This window comes from Paenarthrobacter sp. TRD_SC_7, assembly GCF_056156245.1.
In genome coordinates, this window is record NZ_CM149587.1 from 523,426 (window position 1) to 540,252 (window position 16,827).

The window sequence follows — 16,827 nt, forward strand, 5'->3', positions numbered from 1 at the left end:
TCAAACAATGAGTGTTATGAGCTGAAACCCCTAACCGCAAGCAAGGACCATTGCCAAGTGACATACTCATGACAGATATCTGATACGCTCTTGAGCACAATCAAGCGGCGAGCAGGGAGTTTCAGTGAGCGAGGTTGACGTGGTCATCGTTGGTGCCGGCCCAGTAGGCCTATTCTTAGCGATTGATCTCGCCCAGCGAGGCGTGTCTGTACAGATGATTGACAAGGCGAGGGCACCCACGAGGCATTCGCGTGCGTCTATGGTTTGGCCACGCCAGCTGGAACTCCTGCATTCAGTGGGCGCCGCCGATGAGCTCTTGGATTGCGGACGAGCAATCGAAGGCGTCGCATTCCACTCGATGAACCGTGAGCTGGGCGAGTTGCGGTTCTCGACAATCCGCGAAGCGCCCTACCCGTTCGGGCTGGCCATTTCACAGGAAATCACGGAACGGGTTCTCGTCAAAGGGTACGAAGCCCGGCTTGGACCTTTGCGCCGCGGTGGTGAGGTTGTGGGGTTGGCACAGGATCCTCTAGGGGTGGAACTGACCGTACGTACGGAGGCAGGCGACCAAGCCATCCGTGCAAAATGGGTGGTGGGAGCCGACGGCGCCCACAGCACAGTCCGACAGCTTGCTGAAATTCCATTTACTGGCCCGCCTGGACAGGTTCGATTCGGCATTGGGGACGCGGGACTTGACGGAAGCCTGTCTACACGGATGTTGCACTACATCTACTCGCCTACTGCAGCTATCGGACTCTCTCCTTTTACTCCGACGACCATGCGTATCGCTGTCTCGATGCCGACCAACGCCCCCGCTCCTGATCATGCCTTCTTCCATGGAATTCTGACGCAGCACCACCGTCTGGTAAGGGATGTCCGCCCACCAGAATGGACTACAGCATTCGATGTGCGCCTTCGGACCGCGGACCGATTCAGGTCTGGGAGAGTTCTGCTCGCCGGTGACTCGGCTCATGTCATGAGCCCCGCCGGTGGGCAAGGTATGAACACCGGATTCCAAGATGCCGCGAATTTGGGGTGGAAGCTGGCTCGTGTTGTACACGGCCTAGCCAGCGAATCCCTTCTTGACACCTACGACCTGGAGCGCCGCGCTGCTGCCAAGCACGTCTCCGCGGCCTCCCGACGCTTGGCCAAATGGGCTGAAGCCCGAGGCAGAATCGCTACTGTCAAGCGGAACGCGGCCGTCTTCCTTTCTACGCGAAAGACGATGCGCCCAAACCTTGTCGATACCATCACCCAACTGGATACAAGATATCTTGCGAATGGCCCGACGCCCCGAGGCTCAAGGCTGGGAACCCGGTTCCCTTCGTTTGCCGGTAGCGCGCCGGCGCGTGCGCCTTGGTCAAGCTGGCCGGCACACCACAGAGAGAAGCACACACTTTTCGTGTGGCCCGGTGCGACGGAGCCCGGACTCTGGTTAGAAATTCTTGACGTCGTAATGTCACGCACCAGCCATGACGTCCGCGATTTGGGACCGATCACCCTGTCGGCCTCCGTCCTTCGACTGGGCCGACGCGCCTACTACTTCCTTGTCCGACCTGACGGACACGTCGCGGCAGAAGGCGCCTTTGATGGCGCGGACGGCCTTCCGCCGAGCGTACTGAACGACGAGGGCTTGCCGGTAGAGGCACCCACAACACAAGAGAAAAGGTAAGGTCATCATGTCCAGATCGGCATCAACCCGCTTGTCACCGCGAGAGCGGTGGAAGCTACTCGTTCTTCTGAGCGCGAGCTTCACACTTGCCGTTGATTTTTCTGTCCTTAATGTCGCGCTTCCCGAGATTGGCCGCGATGTGGGAATAGAAGTTCAGGACCTCCAGTGGACTATCACCGCGTTCGCATTGCCCGCCGCGGGGTTTGGATTGCTCTTTGGGCGGCTCGGGGACCTGGTAGGGAGGCGGCTTTTGTTTATTCTGGGCATTGCCCTTTTGGGAATCGGCTCAGTGATAGGCGGTTTGGCTGACAGGGAGTGGCTGCTCATCACCGCACGCATTGTTCAGGGCTTCGGAACGGCCGCCGTGGCACCGGCTGCACTATCGCTCCTGACCACCTCTTTTGAGGAAGGGCCGCGGCGAGCCCGAGCGATTGGCATCAATGGCGCCCTGATCTCTGCGGGATTCACGGCGGGAGCACTTCTAGGTGGTGTCTTGACAAGTGGGCTCAGCTGGCGGTGGGCGTTCTTTATCAACGTTCCTATAGCTGTAGTTGTTCTCGTTCTCACCCCGGTTTTGTTTGCCGAGTCCCGCCCCTCGGAGCGTCCTCGCCTCGACGTGGCGGGTGCGGTACTGATTAGTGCCGCCCTGACGTCTCTTGTCTTTGGCCTAACCATCGCCGGGCAAGGCGGCTTGACTTCCCTCGCACCCTATCCTTGGCTTGTGGGCGCCGCGTTATTGTTTCTGCTCTTCGGTTGGGTCGAAATGCGCGTCAGCTCCCCGCTGGTCGCCGTTAGGATTCTCAGAAAGAGAACTGTGGCTTTTGGGAACCTTGGGGGACTGGCGACGTTCTCAATGATGTCGTCGTTGACATATCTCTTGACTCTCTATCTTCAGGATGTCCTCCGCCTGGACGCTGTACAGACCGGCCTGGTTATCGCTGTCATCGGAATCGTCTCCGTCGGTGCTGCGAGCTTCACCCCCCGAATCATCGCCCGATTCGGGCAAAAGGCGCTCCTTGTGATCGCCTTGTTCCTGCAAGGCTCTGGAACCGTCTTGCTGGCATTCGCAGGAGCAAACGCGTCCTCGTTGATTGTCATTTTGGCAGGCCTCGTTGTCGGTTCGCTGGGGCATATTGGCGCCATCGTCGGCTACACGATTACCGCTACGTCGGGATTGCCCAATAGCGAACAAGGCCTGGCAACCGGCATGACAACCACAAGCCAGCAGGTCGGGCTCGCTTTAGGAACACCCATCATGTCTTCGATTCTCGCCGTAAGCATCTCCGGGCGCCCAGCCGGCGAGCCGGGGGTGCTACTTGGCGGCCTGTCGTTTGCAATCGCAGCAAACGGATTCATCGTCATCGCTGTAGCCGTGATCGCTGCCATGTTCCTCCCTGGGACTGTGGCTTCTGCAACATCGAGCGCACCCAAGGTACTGGACGTTCGATGATGCACAAGGCAAGCTTCGCCCCCTGAGAACCTCGACGTCGGCACTTACCGTAAGTGCCGACGTCGTGCTTCCTATTCGGTGACCTCGTCCTCCACGACCGGGTCCTTCAAGAGAAGTGCCGTGCCTTGGAAGGCGGGCAGCTCCAGGAAGAAGCTGTGGAGGTCGTCCACTTGGCTGACGTCCTCGCCGCTGAAAAGATCGTGGACGGTGGAGCCCGGAACCAGGTGCGAGGACTGGATACTACCCGCAATGTCCTGGTCCGAGAAGTTCAGGACGGTGACCTGTAGGGCTCCGTCGGCGAGCTGGTTGACCAGCACCAGCAGCCCTCGATGGGAAACATCGGGCACGTCCAGCAGCGTGCTGGTGGCGATCCCAGACTCTTCCCGCACGGTAAGGATCTGCTGGAGCCGCCGGGCGTAGGAGTTTGGGTCCTTCAGCTGCTCGGGCAGCGGACCGTAGAGGCTCCGGGCGCGGGGCATTCCGGCGAGGGAGGTTTTCGCGTCCGGGCTGGTGCCCATGAGATCGTGTGCGCCACGGTTGATCCAGCGGGTGTCACCCTGCGAGGTGAGCTCGCGGACCGTCTCGCGGTCAAGCGCTGTGATGCCCGTGAGGTCCCAACCGGAAAGCGCGAAAACCCCAGGCTGCAGCGCGTTGTACATGGACAGCAGTACATGGGCGTCCAGGACCTGGGCTTCCTGCTCCTCGGTGATGGCATCCTGATCCTTGATGCCAAGGGCCGCCATGATGAAGCTGACGGTGGTGCAGGCAATGCCGTTGGTGGTGAACACTGCGTTGTACGGTCCATTCTCCCCCGTGAGCCTTTCCCGCATGGTGTTCTGGACTTTCTCGGCCACCTCAGCGCCGGTAAGCTCCTCGCCGGCAAGTTCGAAGACGTCGTCCCTGTGTCCCGCGGCAAAGTGAAGCAGCTCGTAAGTCAGTTCGTCGTGGTTTTGGAGGGCGTGTACCAACGATGCTTGGTCCACGCCGATCTCCATGGAAAGCCGCAGGGTCAGGCGCAGGAACTCTGTATCTCCGATGACCAAGGCGTAGTGATAGGCGGGCCTGGTGATGAAGTCATAGGAGAGATCCGGGCCGGACTCGGACTGGGTCTTGATGTCATCGATGGTGAGGTTGAGTTCCTGGAAGGAGAACCCGCCCACCTTGCGGATCATGGAACCAATCAGCTGGTTGGCGGCCTCGGACAAGGGGTGGCCCTCGGACCAACCCGGTTCTTCCTCGGCGCTCTTCTCCACGCCCAGGAACCCGTTGGCATCAAGCCGGAGGGCGCCGGTCCCCAGGTCCAGCAAAGAGTGCAAGGCATCGCCAACCACCAGGCGCATCCCGGCGAAGGTTGGGTCCAGCCAGTTGATGGAAGGCTGGCCAGACTTGAAGTAGTGGAGATAGACCCACCGGCGGGTTTTGCCGGTGGTGTCGATGATGGGCTTGGTGGCGCTCCAGTTGGTTTCCTTGACGCCGGGTTCGTAGAAAATCACACGTTGGAGCCGACCAATAATGTAACCGGCCTGCTGGAGAGCCTCCTCGGCCGCCGGGCTGATATTGACCGAGTCTTCGCCCTCGGGAACGTCCGGCAGCAGGTGCCAGTCCTCTTCGGGGATGTCCACCATGTGGTAGATGCCGGGGTAGTCCCGGAAGTTCATTTCGGCGAGACGGAAATCCGCTCCCTTGCCTGTGTGCCCGGGAACGATGTCGTCAATGACGGTGCCGCCATGGTCATTGGCCACCTCGCACATTTGGCGGAACTCTTCTTCGGTGCCGAAGGCGGGGTCGATCGCCATGCTGATTCGGTCAAAGTGGCCGTCCACGCTGGGTGTCTGGGACCAGCCGCGGATGCCACCGGCGAGCTTGACCGGTCCTGTGTGCAGGCCCCGGATGCCGATCTCGCTGAACGCGTCCCAGAGTGCGGGATCTCCCAACGCTGACAGGAAGGACTGGCCGTCCTTGGTGATGAAGGACAGGGGGTAGGCCGTGAACCAGACAGGTGAACGCTCGACGGCTGCGCGGGGATTCGGCCTGGCATAGGAGTTCTGCCACATACTGGCCTGCCCGGACAATTGCCGGGCCATGGTGTTGGCGTCGCCCAGCATGGACTGGTTCCTGAGCCAGTCCACATAGGTGGAGTTCAGGCCGTCGAATTCCAGGGAGGGCCGGGCGGCAAAGAACTGCCTCCTTCGGGCGATTGGCCGCAGCGCCTTGGGGCGGGCCGGATAGAACTGTTCGTCAAACGTGATTTCGGCCGGTTCGCTTGCGGTTTCATCGGGCGTTTCCTGTGGCGTCTCCTCCGGATTTTCTTCCGGAGTTTCGCTGATTTCTGACACGCTCTCGTTGACTGCAGGCTCCCGCACAGTTTTCTCCTTTACGTGGTCGCCGCGTCAACGCCGACCGTCCGAGGGGGTCGTTCAAGAGGTCACGTACCCGGGCTTACCCGGACTATTCATGCTAGTCGGGGGAGCCTGCCGTTTGTCTAACCCGGGAACAAGTAAGTCTCGTTATTATGTGTTGGGTTGACGTTGGTGGCGCTGCGGCTCAGCCAAACCGTGACTCGTGAAGATCGGAGAACAATGAAAATCGTTGTTATCGGCGGCAGCGGCCATATCGGGTCCTTCCTTATCCCCAGGCTCGTGCGTGGCGGCCATGAGGTCATCAATATCAGTCGCGGGACCAGCGCGTCCTATGCCGACGTCCCCGAATGGCAGCAGGTCCTCCAAGTCGTCGCGGACCGGCAGCAGGAGGACCGTGAGGGCAGCTTTGGTGACCGGGTAGCGGGGCTGGGTGCCGACGTCGTGGTTGACCTCATTTGCTTCACGCTCGAATCAGCCACTGCGCTGGTTGAACGTGTCCGGAATGAGGTGGAGCATCTGCTGCACTGCGGCTCCATATGGCGGTACGGCGTCAGCTTGAAGTTGCCCATTGCCGAAGGAGCGGATTCAGCCGCTGAACCATTGGACGAGTACGGGATCCAGAAACGCGACATCGCCCGCATGCTCAAGGAGGAGACTGCTTCCGGAGGTTTGGCCACAACATCGATTCACCCCGGGCACATCGTGGGACCCGGGTGGCAGCCGATCGGGCCCCTGGGCAACCTGGACCCCGTGGCGTGGCAGACGATTGCATCCGGGCAGCCACTACAGGTTCCCGGAAGCGGGACCGAGTTGATGCACCATGTGCATGCCGACGACGTCGCGCAGGCATTCGAGAAAGCCATCCTGAAACGGGACGCGGCAGCCGGCGAAGACTTCAACATTGTTGCTCCCACAGCATTGACGGTTCGGGGTTACGTGAGCATCGCTGCTTCCTGGTTCGGGCAGGAACCCCACGTGGAAACTATGAGCTGGGAGGAGTTCCGCCGGACCACCACCCCGGAATTAGCCGACACCAGCTGGGCTCATCTAACCCGCAACCACTGCATGTCCATCCAGAAGGCCGCGTCACTCATCGGGTACGCGCCGGGATATGAACCCGAGCAGGCAGTGCACGAATCCTTGCGCTGGCTGATTGACAACAAGCAGCTCCGGTTGCCGAACTTGCTGACTTAAGCCGGCAAACCATGTACAACTCCTACCCGAAGCCCGAAGCTTAAGGTGCCACAAGGGGGAGCTACATGTACAAGGTGCCAAACAAGGGAGCCACAGACAGCCGACTCGACCACGGATTCTTCATCCTTGGCGGAGCAGCTGCGGTGTGGCTGGCTTTCCTGCTGGTGGGGGAGAGCTTCCATCTGGGGTGGGGGCAGCTGTGGTTCTCCGTCGTGTTCTGGGCTTTCCTCGCGTACCTGCTGTTGCCACGACTGCACCGGATCCTGACCACTATCTACGTTCCCGGCTACTTCATTGGCCGCGCACGGACCAGCGACGGCCTGCTCGGTGACCCCGTCAATGTTGCATTGCTGGGGGCCGAACCCCAGATCCACGCGATCATGAGGGCCGCCGGCTGGACCATGGCCGACGACGTCACTTTCGCCAGCAGCCGGCGCATCATCAGCTCCACCCTTTTCCGGCAAAGTTACACAGAAGCGCCGGTCAGCCCCCTGTATCTCTTTGACCGGCAGCAGGACTTCGCTTACCAGCAGGAGGTCAACAACACCCCCGGCAAACGCCACCACGTCCGCTTCTGGCGTTGCCCCGAGGGCTGGCTCCTTCCGGGCGGCCACAAAGTGGACTGGCTGGCGGCGGGCACGTACGACCGCAGCGTTGGTTTCTCCCTGTTCACCCTGCAGATCACGCACAAGATTGAGCAGAACACCGACGTGGAACGGGACCACATCGTCACAACAGTCTCGGCCACTGAGCCCGCCGTGACTGTGCAGGTCATCGAGGACTTCTCCACCGGTTATCACACGCGCAATGGCGGCGGTGACTCCATCTCCACAGACGGCGACCTGCCGATCATCGACGCGCGCCGAGTCCTTGTTCCCTTGGATCAGCCGCCCGGCCGGACCGACAGCAGGGACAGGCGGCCCGCCCCCATCATGATGGGCGCTGCTTTGGTGGTGGCCAGGGCGGTCGCTGCCTTGGTCCTGGCGATCACGTTGCTCACCTCCGGCGGTCAAATATCCGGACTCACCTTCGACGACGACTCGTCAGACCCGCAAAGCACGACGGCGGCAATCGCCTTGATAGCAGGTGTGGTCCTGGTGTTCGGGCTGGGTGAAATTTTCCTGGCCTGGCGCATATTCCTTGGCAGCAACGGTGCCCGCGTGATTGCCATGGGCCTGAGTTCCATCTCGATCCTGGTTCAGGCGATCGACTACTCCACAGGCAGCGCGAATATCACCCTCGAAGCTGGCCTTTCCGGCTTGGCTACTGACATCCTCGTGTTGCTGGCGTTGTCCAGCCAAAGGGCACGGGTGTACGCCAAGCGGCAGCGCATCCCGGCCGTCCCGGCGTCGGTGGTCAGCCGGCGCGTGGCTTCCTGACCCACTTTGAGGGCGGCCGCCGTCCGACACGCCGTCGTTCGCGGCGTGTCGGGGTGGTTTTAGATTCAAAGTGGGTGGTGACGGTACGCCCACGATCACGGCAGGTACTCAGGGGGAGCTTTTAAGTAGTTGGAGCCGGATCAATAGACTGGCTGGGCCAACCATGTGCAAAACAGCACCAATCTTTGGCTAGTTATGAAACCGAATTGGGGACCCACGCTTTGACTGAAAATCCGAAAATCACCGTTGTTGTGCCTACCTACAATGAACGGGAAAACTTGCCTGTTCTCGTTGCCCAGCTCGACGCACTTGGGATCGCGAATCTCAACGTTCTGGTGGTCGACGACAATTCTCCCGATGGCACCGGGACGGTGGCTGACGCGTTGGCTGAAGAATCCGGGGGAACGGTGTCTGTCCTCCATAGGAAAGAGAAGGACGGGCTGGGCAGGGCATATGTGGCAGGAATGACCCGCGCCTTGGCCGAGAACTCGGATGTTGTCATCCAGATGGACGCAGATCTGTCCCACCCCGTGTCGGCCATCCCCACGATGCTGGATCGGATCCGCACTTCCGGCGCCGCGCTGGTGATCGGCTCACGCTATGTCGCCGGCGGATCGACGGCCACAGAATGGCCCTGGCATCGCAAGGCACTCTCCGCATGGGCGAATTTCTATGTGGGTGTAATTCTGGGTTTGAAGGTGAAAGATGCAACGGCGGGGTTCAAAGCCTGGACGGCCTCTGCCTTGGTACAGATTGATGTGGCCTCTGTTCGCAGCGATGGCTACTCCTTTCAGGTGGAGATGAACTACCGGACGGCCCAGCAAGGCCTGAAAATCACTGAGGTGCCTATCCACTTCGAAGAACGGGTGGAGGGTGCTTCCAAGATGAATCTCGGCGAGCAGCTGGAGTCTGCGCTTACCCCGTGGAAGCTGCGCTTTCAGAAATAGGCTGTACCTCCACCACTGACTTTGAACCAGGGGATGCTTGCACACGCCGGGCTTTGCGGAGTGTCGGGGCCTGAGGACATTCAAAGTGGGTGGTGACGGTACACAGCTCGGAAAACCGGCCATTCATGGAAGCTCGACGACGGCGCTGAGCGGGCGCCGCCGTCGAATACGACACCCAAATTCCGCGGGGACACAAAAACGGGCTGGTGACGCCCGGATATGGGTGTCGCCAGCCCGTTGGTGTGGCGCGGGAATTACGCAGTTACCGCCAAGGCGTCGATCTCCACCAGCATGACCTCGTGCGGCAGGTCCACGAATACGGTGGTGCGGCTCGGCAGCAAACCGCTGGGTACGTTCTCGCGGATGAACTCGCCGTAGACCTCGTTCATGGCAGCGAAGTCGTCGCGGGTGGTGAGGTAGACGCGGAACATGAGGACGTCTTCAACGGAGGATCCACCGGCTTCGAGGATGGCCTTCACGTTCTCGAGCGTGCGACGGGTCTGGACGCGTACGTCGCCCTCGCCAATGTACTGGTTGGTGGCGGGGTCCATGGGGCCCTGGCCGGAAACCTGGAACATGCCACCCTTTTTGATGCCCTGCGAGAATACGTGAGCCGGGGCGGGGGCGTTTTCGGTCAGTACTACGGTCTTTTCACTCATGCTGAGTTCCTTTCGTGGCTGATCCAGCCGAGGTCGTTGGAGATGGCCTCGGTGCTGGCTTTGAGGTCGGGCAGCAGCTCAAGCAAGCCTTCATAACTGAGCATCACCACCGGTACCGAACAGGAGGCTGCGGCTACAACGGCGCCGCTGGCGTCGCGGATGGGGGCCGCGATGCAGTGCACAAACGCTTCGTGCTCGGCGTTGTCGTGGGCCCAGCCCTGATCCTTGACCTGCTCGAGTTCGGCCAGCAAGGCCTCCGGCGAGGTCAGGGTGTTCTCGGTAACTTTGACGTAGTCCAGCCCCGCCGCGATCTTTTCCTGCCGGCTGCGCGGCATGTCGGCGAGGAGGACTTTGGACACAGCAGCCGAATGCAGCGATGCAGTCAGGCCGACGCGCGAGTACATGCGGACAGGGTGGTGTGACTCGAACTTGTCGATGTACACCACCTCGTTCCCTTCAAATGCGGCGAGGTGCACGGTGTGGCCGGTGCGGCCGTTGAGCTCGGCCAGGTGCGGGTGGGCCACCTTGCGGATATCGCGCTGTTCCAAGGCCAGCGAGGACAGCTCAAAAAGCTTGGAACCGAGCATGAACCGCTGGTCTTCGTCACGCACCACAAAACGCTTTTCCTCCATGGCGTGCAGGAGCCGCATCACGGTGGTCTTGTGCACGGCGGCCTTGGAGGCGAGCTCGTCCAGGGTTGCTGGCTTAGCGGCGAGTTCGCCGAGCAGGTCGATGGCTCGCAGGAGGCTCTGGCTCACGGTGTCACGCTCCGGTTCTGGTGTTGAATTGTCCGTCTTCAACATGGATAGCAGCCCAAGCGGCATCCGAAGAATCGAGGATGGTTGCGAGCTCGGCGGCATCGGGCAGCGGGCCGCGATCACCGTGGACTGTCAGGGTGCATGCAGCCGCCACGTGCCCGCGGCGCAGGCTCTCCTTTTGGCCCAGCCCGAACAGCAGGCCGCTGAGGTAACCGGCGGCGAACGAGTCGCCCGCGCCAACAGGCTCGACGACGGCGACGGACAGTGCGGAAACCTCTTCCCGGGTGCCGGTCCGGTCCAAAGAGATGGCGCTGATCGCCTCATTCTTGATGACCAGTACCTGCGGGTCAGGCATCATGCGGCGGAGTTCGGCTTCGTCGGTGGTGCCGAAGGCGTGCTCGGCTTCGTCTTTCCCAACAAGCACGACGTCGGCCAGGTTTGCCAGCCGCTGCAAGACGGAACGGTCTTGGCCTGCCCAGAGGGCTTCGCGCCAGTTGACGTCGAAGCTGATGGTGCGGCCGTTGCGAGGCGCGGTCAGGATTGCTTCCAGCAGTGAAAGGCACTCGGGGGAGAGGGCAGCGGTGATCCCACTCAGATGGATCAGCGCAGCGTTCCCAAGCAACGAGGAAACGGCGGGATTCGAGAGAGTGTTCCGTCCCATTGCCGACGCCGCGGAGCCTTGCCGGTAGTACAAAACCGAACTGCCGCCGTCGGGGTCTGAATCCTGGGCCGGGACCTTCACGTACAGGCCTGTGGGGAGGGACTCGTCCACTTCCACGCCGGAAATACCCACGCCGTGATCCTGAAGCTCACGCAGGATGCGGGCGCCGAAACCGTCGCGGCCAACCCGGCTGACCCAGTGCGTGTCCAGGCCCATCGCTGCGAAGCCCATGGCGACGTTGGATTCCGCTCCGCCGATCCCGAAGTGGAGTTCGGTTGCCAGGTGCAGGGGGACGGCATGGACAGGGGTAAGCATGGCCATTGTTTCGCCCACGCATACAGCTGAAAGCATCGTTCTCCCACTAGTTCGTGCGCCTCTCAGCGGCCTTGACTCTCGATCCGCCACCATGTTAGACATATCACCAGCAGGTTTGCAACCAGCGTTGCAAAATACGCAACGCAAGCCAACTCACCCAACAACCCCACAACGCAGCTTCAAAAACGCAGCACCGCGAAGGGAGCAAAACGCGTGAATACTTCCGAAGCCATCTCGGCATCCGCCGTGGCAGGCCTGGCCGAACGCCGTCTCGATTGGCGTCACAAAGCTGTGCCCGCATCCGAGAACGGGACCACCCACGCGGACTTCCTCGTCGCCAAGCACACGCTGGCCGACCTCCAGACGCCGCTGCTGACCCTCGACGCCGGTGCGCTTCAAGCCAACGCCGATCGCCTTGCTGAGTGGTGCGCAGAACACGGCGTCCTGCTCGCCCCGCATGGCAAGACCACCATGTCGCCCCAGCTCTGGACCGAGCAGCTCAACCGGGGCGCTTGGGGGATCACGCTGGCCAACTTCGCGCAGCTACGGGTAGCCCGCGAGTTCGGCGTCCGGAATCTGCAGCTCGCCAACAGCCTCACGGATCCGCACGCGATCCAGTGGGTAGCCGACCAGCCCGCGGGAACCACCATCCTTTCCTGGATTGACTCCCCGGGCACCGTGGATGTCATCAACCGGACACTCGCTGGTAGCGATGCCGTGTTGGACGTCCTGGTGGAGCTTGGCACCCATGGCGGCCGAACCGGCGCCCGCGGCGTCCACGCTGCCATGGAGGTTGCCCGTGCCATCTCCGCCTCACCGAACCTGCGGTTGGTGGGCGTCAGCGGTTATGAAGGCTCCCTCGCGCACACAGCGGACGACGCCGGCCTGGCCGCCGTTCGCGGCTACCTCGCCCAGATGCGGCTGCTTCACGAGGAACTACTCGCCGGAGAGCTCTACGGTTCAGGCTCCGTGATCATCACAGCGGGTGGCAGCGCGTACTTCGATGACGTCGTTACCGTCCTTTCACCAACCATCAGCACGGGCGCTGAACTTGGAGGCCCCAGTGTGGACCTCATGATCCGCAGCGGCGCCTACATCATTCACGACGATGGTTTCTACCGCGGAATCTCGCCGTTTTCCCGCGAAGGCGATCAGCCTTTCAAGGCCGGAATGTACGGCTGGGCACGCGTTGTTTCGCAGCCTGAACCCGGCCTGGCCATTCTCGACGCCGGTAAACGCGACCTCCCGTTCGACGAGGGACTGCCCGAGCCGCAGTTCATCGGTCCTGTGCTGGGCGGAACCATGGAACCGCTGCTTGGAGCCGAAATCACCTCAGTCAACGATCAGCACAGTTTCATGAACTACGACGCGGGCACCACCACTGTTCGTCCAGGTGACGTTGTCCGGCTGGGCCTTTCCCACCCGTGCACCGCGTTCGACAAGTGGACCGTCATTCCGGTACTCGCGGACACCAACGGCGACCAGACCGTCGTCGACCTCATCCATACCTTCTTCTAGGACCCGCAATGAAGACCCTCATCAGCAATGCCACCTTGGTGGATGGAACCGGGGCGGACCGCCGCAGCGCGGACGTCCTGCTGGACGGTGCGGTGATTGCCGCCGTCGTCGACGCCGGAACCCCCACTGGTTCCCTCACCACCGCGGCGGAATCCGGCGCCGAGCGCGTCATCGACGCCACTGGCTTGGTCCTGAGCCCCGGCTTCATCGACATGCACGCACACTCGGACCTGCAGCTGCTGGTGAACAGGGACCACTACGCCAAGCTCAGCCAGGGCGTCACCACGGAATTGCTGGGCCAGGACGGACTGTCCTACGCGCCTGTGGACGATGCCACGTTGGCCGGTGTCCGGGAGAAGATCGCAGGCTGGAACGACAACCCGGCCGATTTCGACTGGAACTGGCGGACCGTGGGGGAGTACCTCGATCGGCTGGACAGGCTGGAAGACGGGGGCCGCATCGCCACCAACGCCGCATACCTGGTCCCGCAAGGAACTGTCCGGGCCATGGTGATGGGCTTCGCCGAGGGCGACCCCACGCCGGAGCAACAGCAGCAGATGCAGGACGTCATCCGCGTGGCGATGGAGGAAGGGGCCGTGGGAATGTCCTCGGGCCTCACCTACACGCCTGGCATGTACGCGCAGACCGAGGAACTCGCAGGGCTCTGCCGGACCGTCGGGGAACTGGGTGGCTTCTACGCGCCGCACCACCGCTCCTACGGCAAGGGCGCGCTGGGTGCCTACGCCGAAATGATCGGGCTGAGTCGCGACACCGGCTGCGCACTCCACCTGTCACACGCCACCATGAATTTCGCGGAAAACAAAGGCCGCGCCGGGGAGCTCCTGGAGCTGATCGACGAAGCCCTTGGCCAGGGCGTGGACATCACCCTTGACACGTACCCGTACCTCCCGGGCGCCACGACGCTCTCAGCGATCCTCCCGAGTTGGGCCTCATCCGGTGGCACCGAAGCCACTATGGCGCGGCTGGCAGATCCGGAAACCCGTGCGAGGATCCGCGAAAGTGTGGAGATCTACGGTTCCGACGGCTGCCACGGAGTGGTTGCCGAGTGGGACACCCTGGAAATCAGCGGCGTCCAGAATCCCGCGCTCGCAGGCTACGTGGGCAAGACCGTTCGGGACATCGCTGGAGAAACCAGCCAGGAGCCCTTCGACGTTTTCGCGCAGATCCTCACGGAAGATCGCCTCGGCACCGGCATCCTCCAGCATGTAGGCCACGAGGAAAACGTGCGGGCCATCATGAAGCACCGCACCCACACCGGCGGCAGCGATGGGCTCCTTGTCGGCGCCAAGCCACACCCCCGTGCCTGGGGAACCTTCCCGCGCTACCTCGGCCACTACTCCCGCGACCTCGGACTCTTGAGCCTCGAGGAAATGGTCCATCACCTCACCGGCCGGCCCGCCGCACGACTCAAGCTCCACAACAGGGGACTGGTCCGCGAAGGCTACGCGGCCGACGTCGTGCTTTTCGATCCGGAAGCCGTCCGCGACGAAGCGACTTTTGAGAACCCCCGCCAAGCCGCCAGCGGCATCCAGTACGTCTTCGTCAACGGCACGGCAGCGATCGACGGCGGCAAAGCCACCGGGGCCCGCGCCGGCCGTGCCCTTCGTCGCAGCAGCGACGGCCTCACCCGAGAAGGACAACAATGACCCCTGAACAGTTCCTCCAGCAGCTCGAAGCCGACCGCACCCTTGCAGTGGTCCGCGCTCCGTCCATCACCGACGCCGCCGATCTCTGCCGTGCATTGTCCGACGGCGGCATCCGCAGCGTCGAACTGACCTTCACCACACCGGATGTACTTAAGCACGTACAACGCGCGGCGGAGACGGCAGCGGACCATGGTGCCGCCGTCGGAATCGGCACGGTGATGACCGCGGACCAGGCCCGCGCAGCGATCGACGCCGGCGCGCAGTTCCTGGTGACACCCGGCCTCAGGCCGGAGGTTGCCGCCGTCGCCGTGGCTGCGGGGATCCCGTTCAGCCTCGGCGCCATGACCCCCACCGAGGTGGCACAGGCCCTGGACCTGGGCTCGGCCGCCGTCAAAATTTTCCCCGCCCGCCAGCTCGGCCCGGCGTACTTGAAGGACCTGCAGGGCCCGTACCCGGGCATCCGCTTGCTGCCTTCGGGAGGCATCGACGCCTCCAACGCCAAGAGCTATCTCGACGCCGGTGCTGCCGCAGTCTGCTGCGGCACCAGCGTGGTCCCGCCCGCAGCAGTTGCTGCCGGTGACTGGGCAGACATCGCGGCACGTGCCGCAGCCTTCACCGGCACCCTCAAGTAGGACTTACCCAGAAAGACTCGTCATGACTGAATTCCTTGAATGGCTGCGGCACGACACCGCCGGCCTGCTCCTCCTGGCAGGTGCCGGTATCGCCCTCCTGCTGTTCCTGATCATCAAGGTCAAGCTCGAACCGTTCATCGCCCTGGTGGGGACCGGCGTGATCGTGGCCTTGGTGGGTGGGATCTCCGTGGAGGCCCTGGTCGGCTCGGCTACCAAGAGCAGTGACGCCCTCATTGAGAAGGGCTTCGCCGGCATCCTTGGCCACATCACGGTGATCATCGGCCTTGGCACGGTCCTTGGCGCCATCCTGGAACGGTCCGGCGGTGCGGAAGTGCTGCTCGGAAGGCTCGTGAAGATCTTCGGTGAAAAGGGCACCCCGCTCGCCATGGGCATCACCGGCTTCGTGCTGGGTATCCCGGTGTTCTTCGACATCGGCATCTTCGTCCTGGCGCCGTTGGTCTACGTTGCTGCGATCCGCGGAGGCAAGTCACTTGCCCTTTACGCCTTGCCGTTGCTCGCCGGTCTCTCCGTGACGCACGCCTTCCTTCCGCCGCACCCCGGCCCCGTTGCTGCGGCCGGCCTGTTCGGTGTGGACCTCGGCTGGATCATCCTCATGGGCCTCATCTGCGGCATCCCGGCATGGTTCGCTTCCGGTATTTTGTGGGGCACCTGGATCGGCAAGCGCGTCATGGTTTCCGTTCCCGAGGATCGCATTATTCCCGAAGCCGAGGAAGCCAAGGGCCACGAACCGTCCATTGGGCTGGTCCTGCTGGCCATCGGTTTGCCCATGATCCTTATCCTCGGCGGTACCTTCGGAAACATCTTTGCTCCCGCGGGCACTTTCCGTGACATCCTCCAGTTCTTCGGCAATCCGGCCATCGCGCTGACCGTCGCCGTGCTTCTGGCCATGTGGCTGCTGGGAATCCGCCGCGGCATGACCTCCGCCGAACTCAGCGAAATCACGGGTTCCTCGTTGCGTCCGGTGGGCATGATCCTGCTGGTAGTCGGTGCCGGTGCCTTCTTCGGTGCCGTCCTTTCCGCCACCGGTGTTGGCAAGGCTGTGGCAGATTCACTGTCCCAAGCCGGGCTTCCGATCATCCTGTCCGCCTTCGTGATCAGCGCCGGAATGCGCATCGCCCAGGGCTCGGCGACGGTGGCGATCGTGACCACTGGCGGCATCCTGGCGCCCAGCCTCGCCTCGGGGTACTCGCAGCCCCAGCTCGCGTTGATCGTGGTGGCCATTTCCTCGGGCTCCATCATCGCCAGCCACGTGAACGATGGCGGATTCTGGATCATCTCCAAGTACTTCAACATGTCAGTCAAGGACACCCTGAAGACCTGGACCGTGCTGGAAACAGTGCTCTCCATTGTGGGCTTCGGAATGGCGGCGCTGCTGTACACGTTCGTCAGGTGACCTTGAGGCACCCAGCCCGGGTGCCGGCGTCGTGCGTTTGGTCTTGATACCTGTGCCGCCGTTACCAACATTGAAATGAATTCGGCCTCGACGCGCCCAAAGAAGGGTGTGTCGGGGCCGTTTTCGCGTCAGAGAAGGTGGTGGCGGTACGGGTACGCCGTCGCTTAAAACAAAGAGCTCCGGAGTGCGTTATTGGGGGAT

General features: G+C 62.3%; 13 protein-coding genes. 9 read left to right on the forward strand and 4 right to left on the reverse strand.

Annotated features, from left to right (window positions below):
* Window positions 1–139: 139 nt before the first annotated feature.
* Together AC0J5Z_RS02640 and AC0J5Z_RS02645 are read left to right on the forward strand one after the other, a co-directional pair.
* Complete coding sequence (locus tag AC0J5Z_RS02640) at window positions 140–1,672, forward strand: FAD-dependent monooxygenase (RefSeq protein WP_475039505.1); 1,533 nt, start codon at window positions 140–142, stop codon at window positions 1,670–1,672.
* Between the two features lie 7 nt (window positions 1,673–1,679).
* Window positions 1,680–3,122, forward strand: coding sequence for an MFS transporter (locus AC0J5Z_RS02645; protein WP_475037278.1), 1,443 nt, complete (start codon window positions 1,680–1,682; stop codon window positions 3,120–3,122).
* A gap of 71 nt (window positions 3,123–3,193) precedes the next feature.
* Here the strand turns inward: AC0J5Z_RS02645 and treS are convergent, their stop codons facing one another.
* Window positions 3,194–5,485, reverse strand: a complete 2,292-nt coding sequence (gene treS / locus AC0J5Z_RS02650) for a maltose alpha-D-glucosyltransferase (RefSeq protein ID WP_475037279.1) — start codon at window positions 5,483–5,485, stop codon at window positions 3,194–3,196.
* Window positions 5,486–5,701: 216 nt separating this feature from the next.
* Here treS and AC0J5Z_RS02655 point away from each other — a divergent pair, with 216 nt between their 5' ends.
* From AC0J5Z_RS02655 to AC0J5Z_RS02665, 3 genes are all read left to right on the forward strand, one after another.
* A complete protein-coding gene (locus AC0J5Z_RS02655) occupies window positions 5,702–6,676 on the forward strand; it encodes an NAD-dependent epimerase/dehydratase family protein (RefSeq protein WP_475037280.1) in 975 nt (324 codons plus the stop codon).
* Between the two features lie 65 nt (window positions 6,677–6,741).
* Window positions 6,742–8,055 carry an LssY C-terminal domain-containing protein gene (locus AC0J5Z_RS02660; RefSeq protein WP_475037281.1) on the forward strand — a complete coding sequence of 438 codons (1,314 nt, stop codon included), beginning with the start codon at window positions 6,742–6,744 and terminating at the stop codon, window positions 8,053–8,055.
* A gap of 221 nt (window positions 8,056–8,276) precedes the next feature.
* Complete coding sequence (locus AC0J5Z_RS02665) at window positions 8,277–9,002, forward strand: polyprenol monophosphomannose synthase (RefSeq protein ID WP_475037283.1); 726 nt, start codon at window positions 8,277–8,279, stop codon at window positions 9,000–9,002.
* Between the two features lie 254 nt (window positions 9,003–9,256).
* Here the strand turns inward: AC0J5Z_RS02665 and AC0J5Z_RS02670 are convergent, their stop codons facing one another.
* The 3 genes from AC0J5Z_RS02670 to AC0J5Z_RS02680 are packed head-to-tail and all read right to left on the reverse strand — an operon-like array spanning window position 9,257 to window position 11,488.
* Window positions 9,257–9,661 (reverse strand): RidA family protein, encoded by a 405-nt coding sequence (locus tag AC0J5Z_RS02670; RefSeq protein WP_024818727.1) that lies wholly within the window; start codon window positions 9,659–9,661, stop codon window positions 9,257–9,259.
* Window positions 9,658–10,419: an IclR family transcriptional regulator gene (locus AC0J5Z_RS02675; protein ID WP_475037284.1), complete on the reverse strand. Its 762-nt coding sequence runs from the start codon at window positions 10,417–10,419 to the stop codon at window positions 9,658–9,660. The genes AC0J5Z_RS02670 and AC0J5Z_RS02675 overlap by 4 nt, the downstream gene beginning before the upstream one ends.
* Before the next feature lie 4 nt (window positions 10,420–10,423).
* On the reverse strand, window positions 10,424–11,488 hold the full coding sequence (locus AC0J5Z_RS02680; protein WP_475039507.1) for a sugar kinase: 1,065 nt from the start codon (window positions 11,486–11,488) through the stop codon (window positions 10,424–10,426).
* Window positions 11,489–11,608: 120 nt separating this feature from the next.
* Between AC0J5Z_RS02680 and AC0J5Z_RS02685 the strand changes: the two genes are divergently transcribed.
* The 4 genes from AC0J5Z_RS02685 to AC0J5Z_RS02700 are packed head-to-tail and all read left to right on the forward strand — an operon-like array spanning window position 11,609 to window position 16,626.
* Window positions 11,609–12,913 carry an alanine racemase gene (locus AC0J5Z_RS02685; protein ID WP_475037285.1) on the forward strand — a complete coding sequence of 435 codons (1,305 nt, stop codon included), beginning with the start codon at window positions 11,609–11,611 and terminating at the stop codon, window positions 12,911–12,913.
* A gap of 8 nt (window positions 12,914–12,921) precedes the next feature.
* The gene (locus tag AC0J5Z_RS02690; RefSeq protein ID WP_475037287.1) at window positions 12,922–14,580 is read left to right on the forward strand and encodes an N-acyl-D-amino-acid deacylase family protein; all 1,659 of its coding nucleotides are present in this window, start codon (window positions 12,922–12,924) and stop codon (window positions 14,578–14,580) included.
* Window positions 14,577–15,212: a bifunctional 4-hydroxy-2-oxoglutarate aldolase/2-dehydro-3-deoxy-phosphogluconate aldolase gene (locus AC0J5Z_RS02695; RefSeq protein WP_475037288.1), complete on the forward strand. Its 636-nt coding sequence runs from the start codon at window positions 14,577–14,579 to the stop codon at window positions 15,210–15,212. Before AC0J5Z_RS02690 ends, AC0J5Z_RS02695 begins: the two co-directional genes overlap by 4 nt.
* A gap of 22 nt (window positions 15,213–15,234) precedes the next feature.
* Window positions 15,235–16,626 carry a GntP family permease gene (locus tag AC0J5Z_RS02700; RefSeq protein ID WP_475037289.1) on the forward strand — a complete coding sequence of 464 codons (1,392 nt, stop codon included), beginning with the start codon at window positions 15,235–15,237 and terminating at the stop codon, window positions 16,624–16,626.
* The last annotated feature ends 201 nt before the right edge of the window (window positions 16,627–16,827 follow it).

What these genes read in the sequence shown, in the direction of transcription:
- AC0J5Z_RS02680 (WP_475039507.1), bottom strand. Translation starts at nt 11,488, where the DNA reads ATGGTGGCGGATCGAGAGTCAAGGCCGCTGAGAGGCGCACGAACTAGT.
- AC0J5Z_RS02690 (WP_475037287.1), top strand. Translation starts at nt 12,922, where the DNA reads ATGAAGACCCTCATCAGCAATGCCACCTTGGTGGATGGAACCGGGGCG.
- AC0J5Z_RS02660 (WP_475037281.1), top strand. Translation starts at nt 6,742, where the DNA reads ATGTACAAGGTGCCAAACAAGGGAGCCACAGACAGCCGACTCGACCAC.
- AC0J5Z_RS02670 (WP_024818727.1), bottom strand. Translation starts at nt 9,661, where the DNA reads ATGAGTGAAAAGACCGTAGTACTGACCGAAAACGCCCCCGCCCCGGCT.
- AC0J5Z_RS02695 (WP_475037288.1), top strand. Translation starts at nt 14,577, where the DNA reads ATGACCCCTGAACAGTTCCTCCAGCAGCTCGAAGCCGACCGCACCCTT.
- AC0J5Z_RS02655 (WP_475037280.1), top strand. Translation starts at nt 5,702, where the DNA reads ATGAAAATCGTTGTTATCGGCGGCAGCGGCCATATCGGGTCCTTCCTT.
- AC0J5Z_RS02645 (WP_475037278.1), top strand. Translation starts at nt 1,680, where the DNA reads ATGTCCAGATCGGCATCAACCCGCTTGTCACCGCGAGAGCGGTGGAAG.
- AC0J5Z_RS02700 (WP_475037289.1), top strand. Translation starts at nt 15,235, where the DNA reads ATGACTGAATTCCTTGAATGGCTGCGGCACGACACCGCCGGCCTGCTC.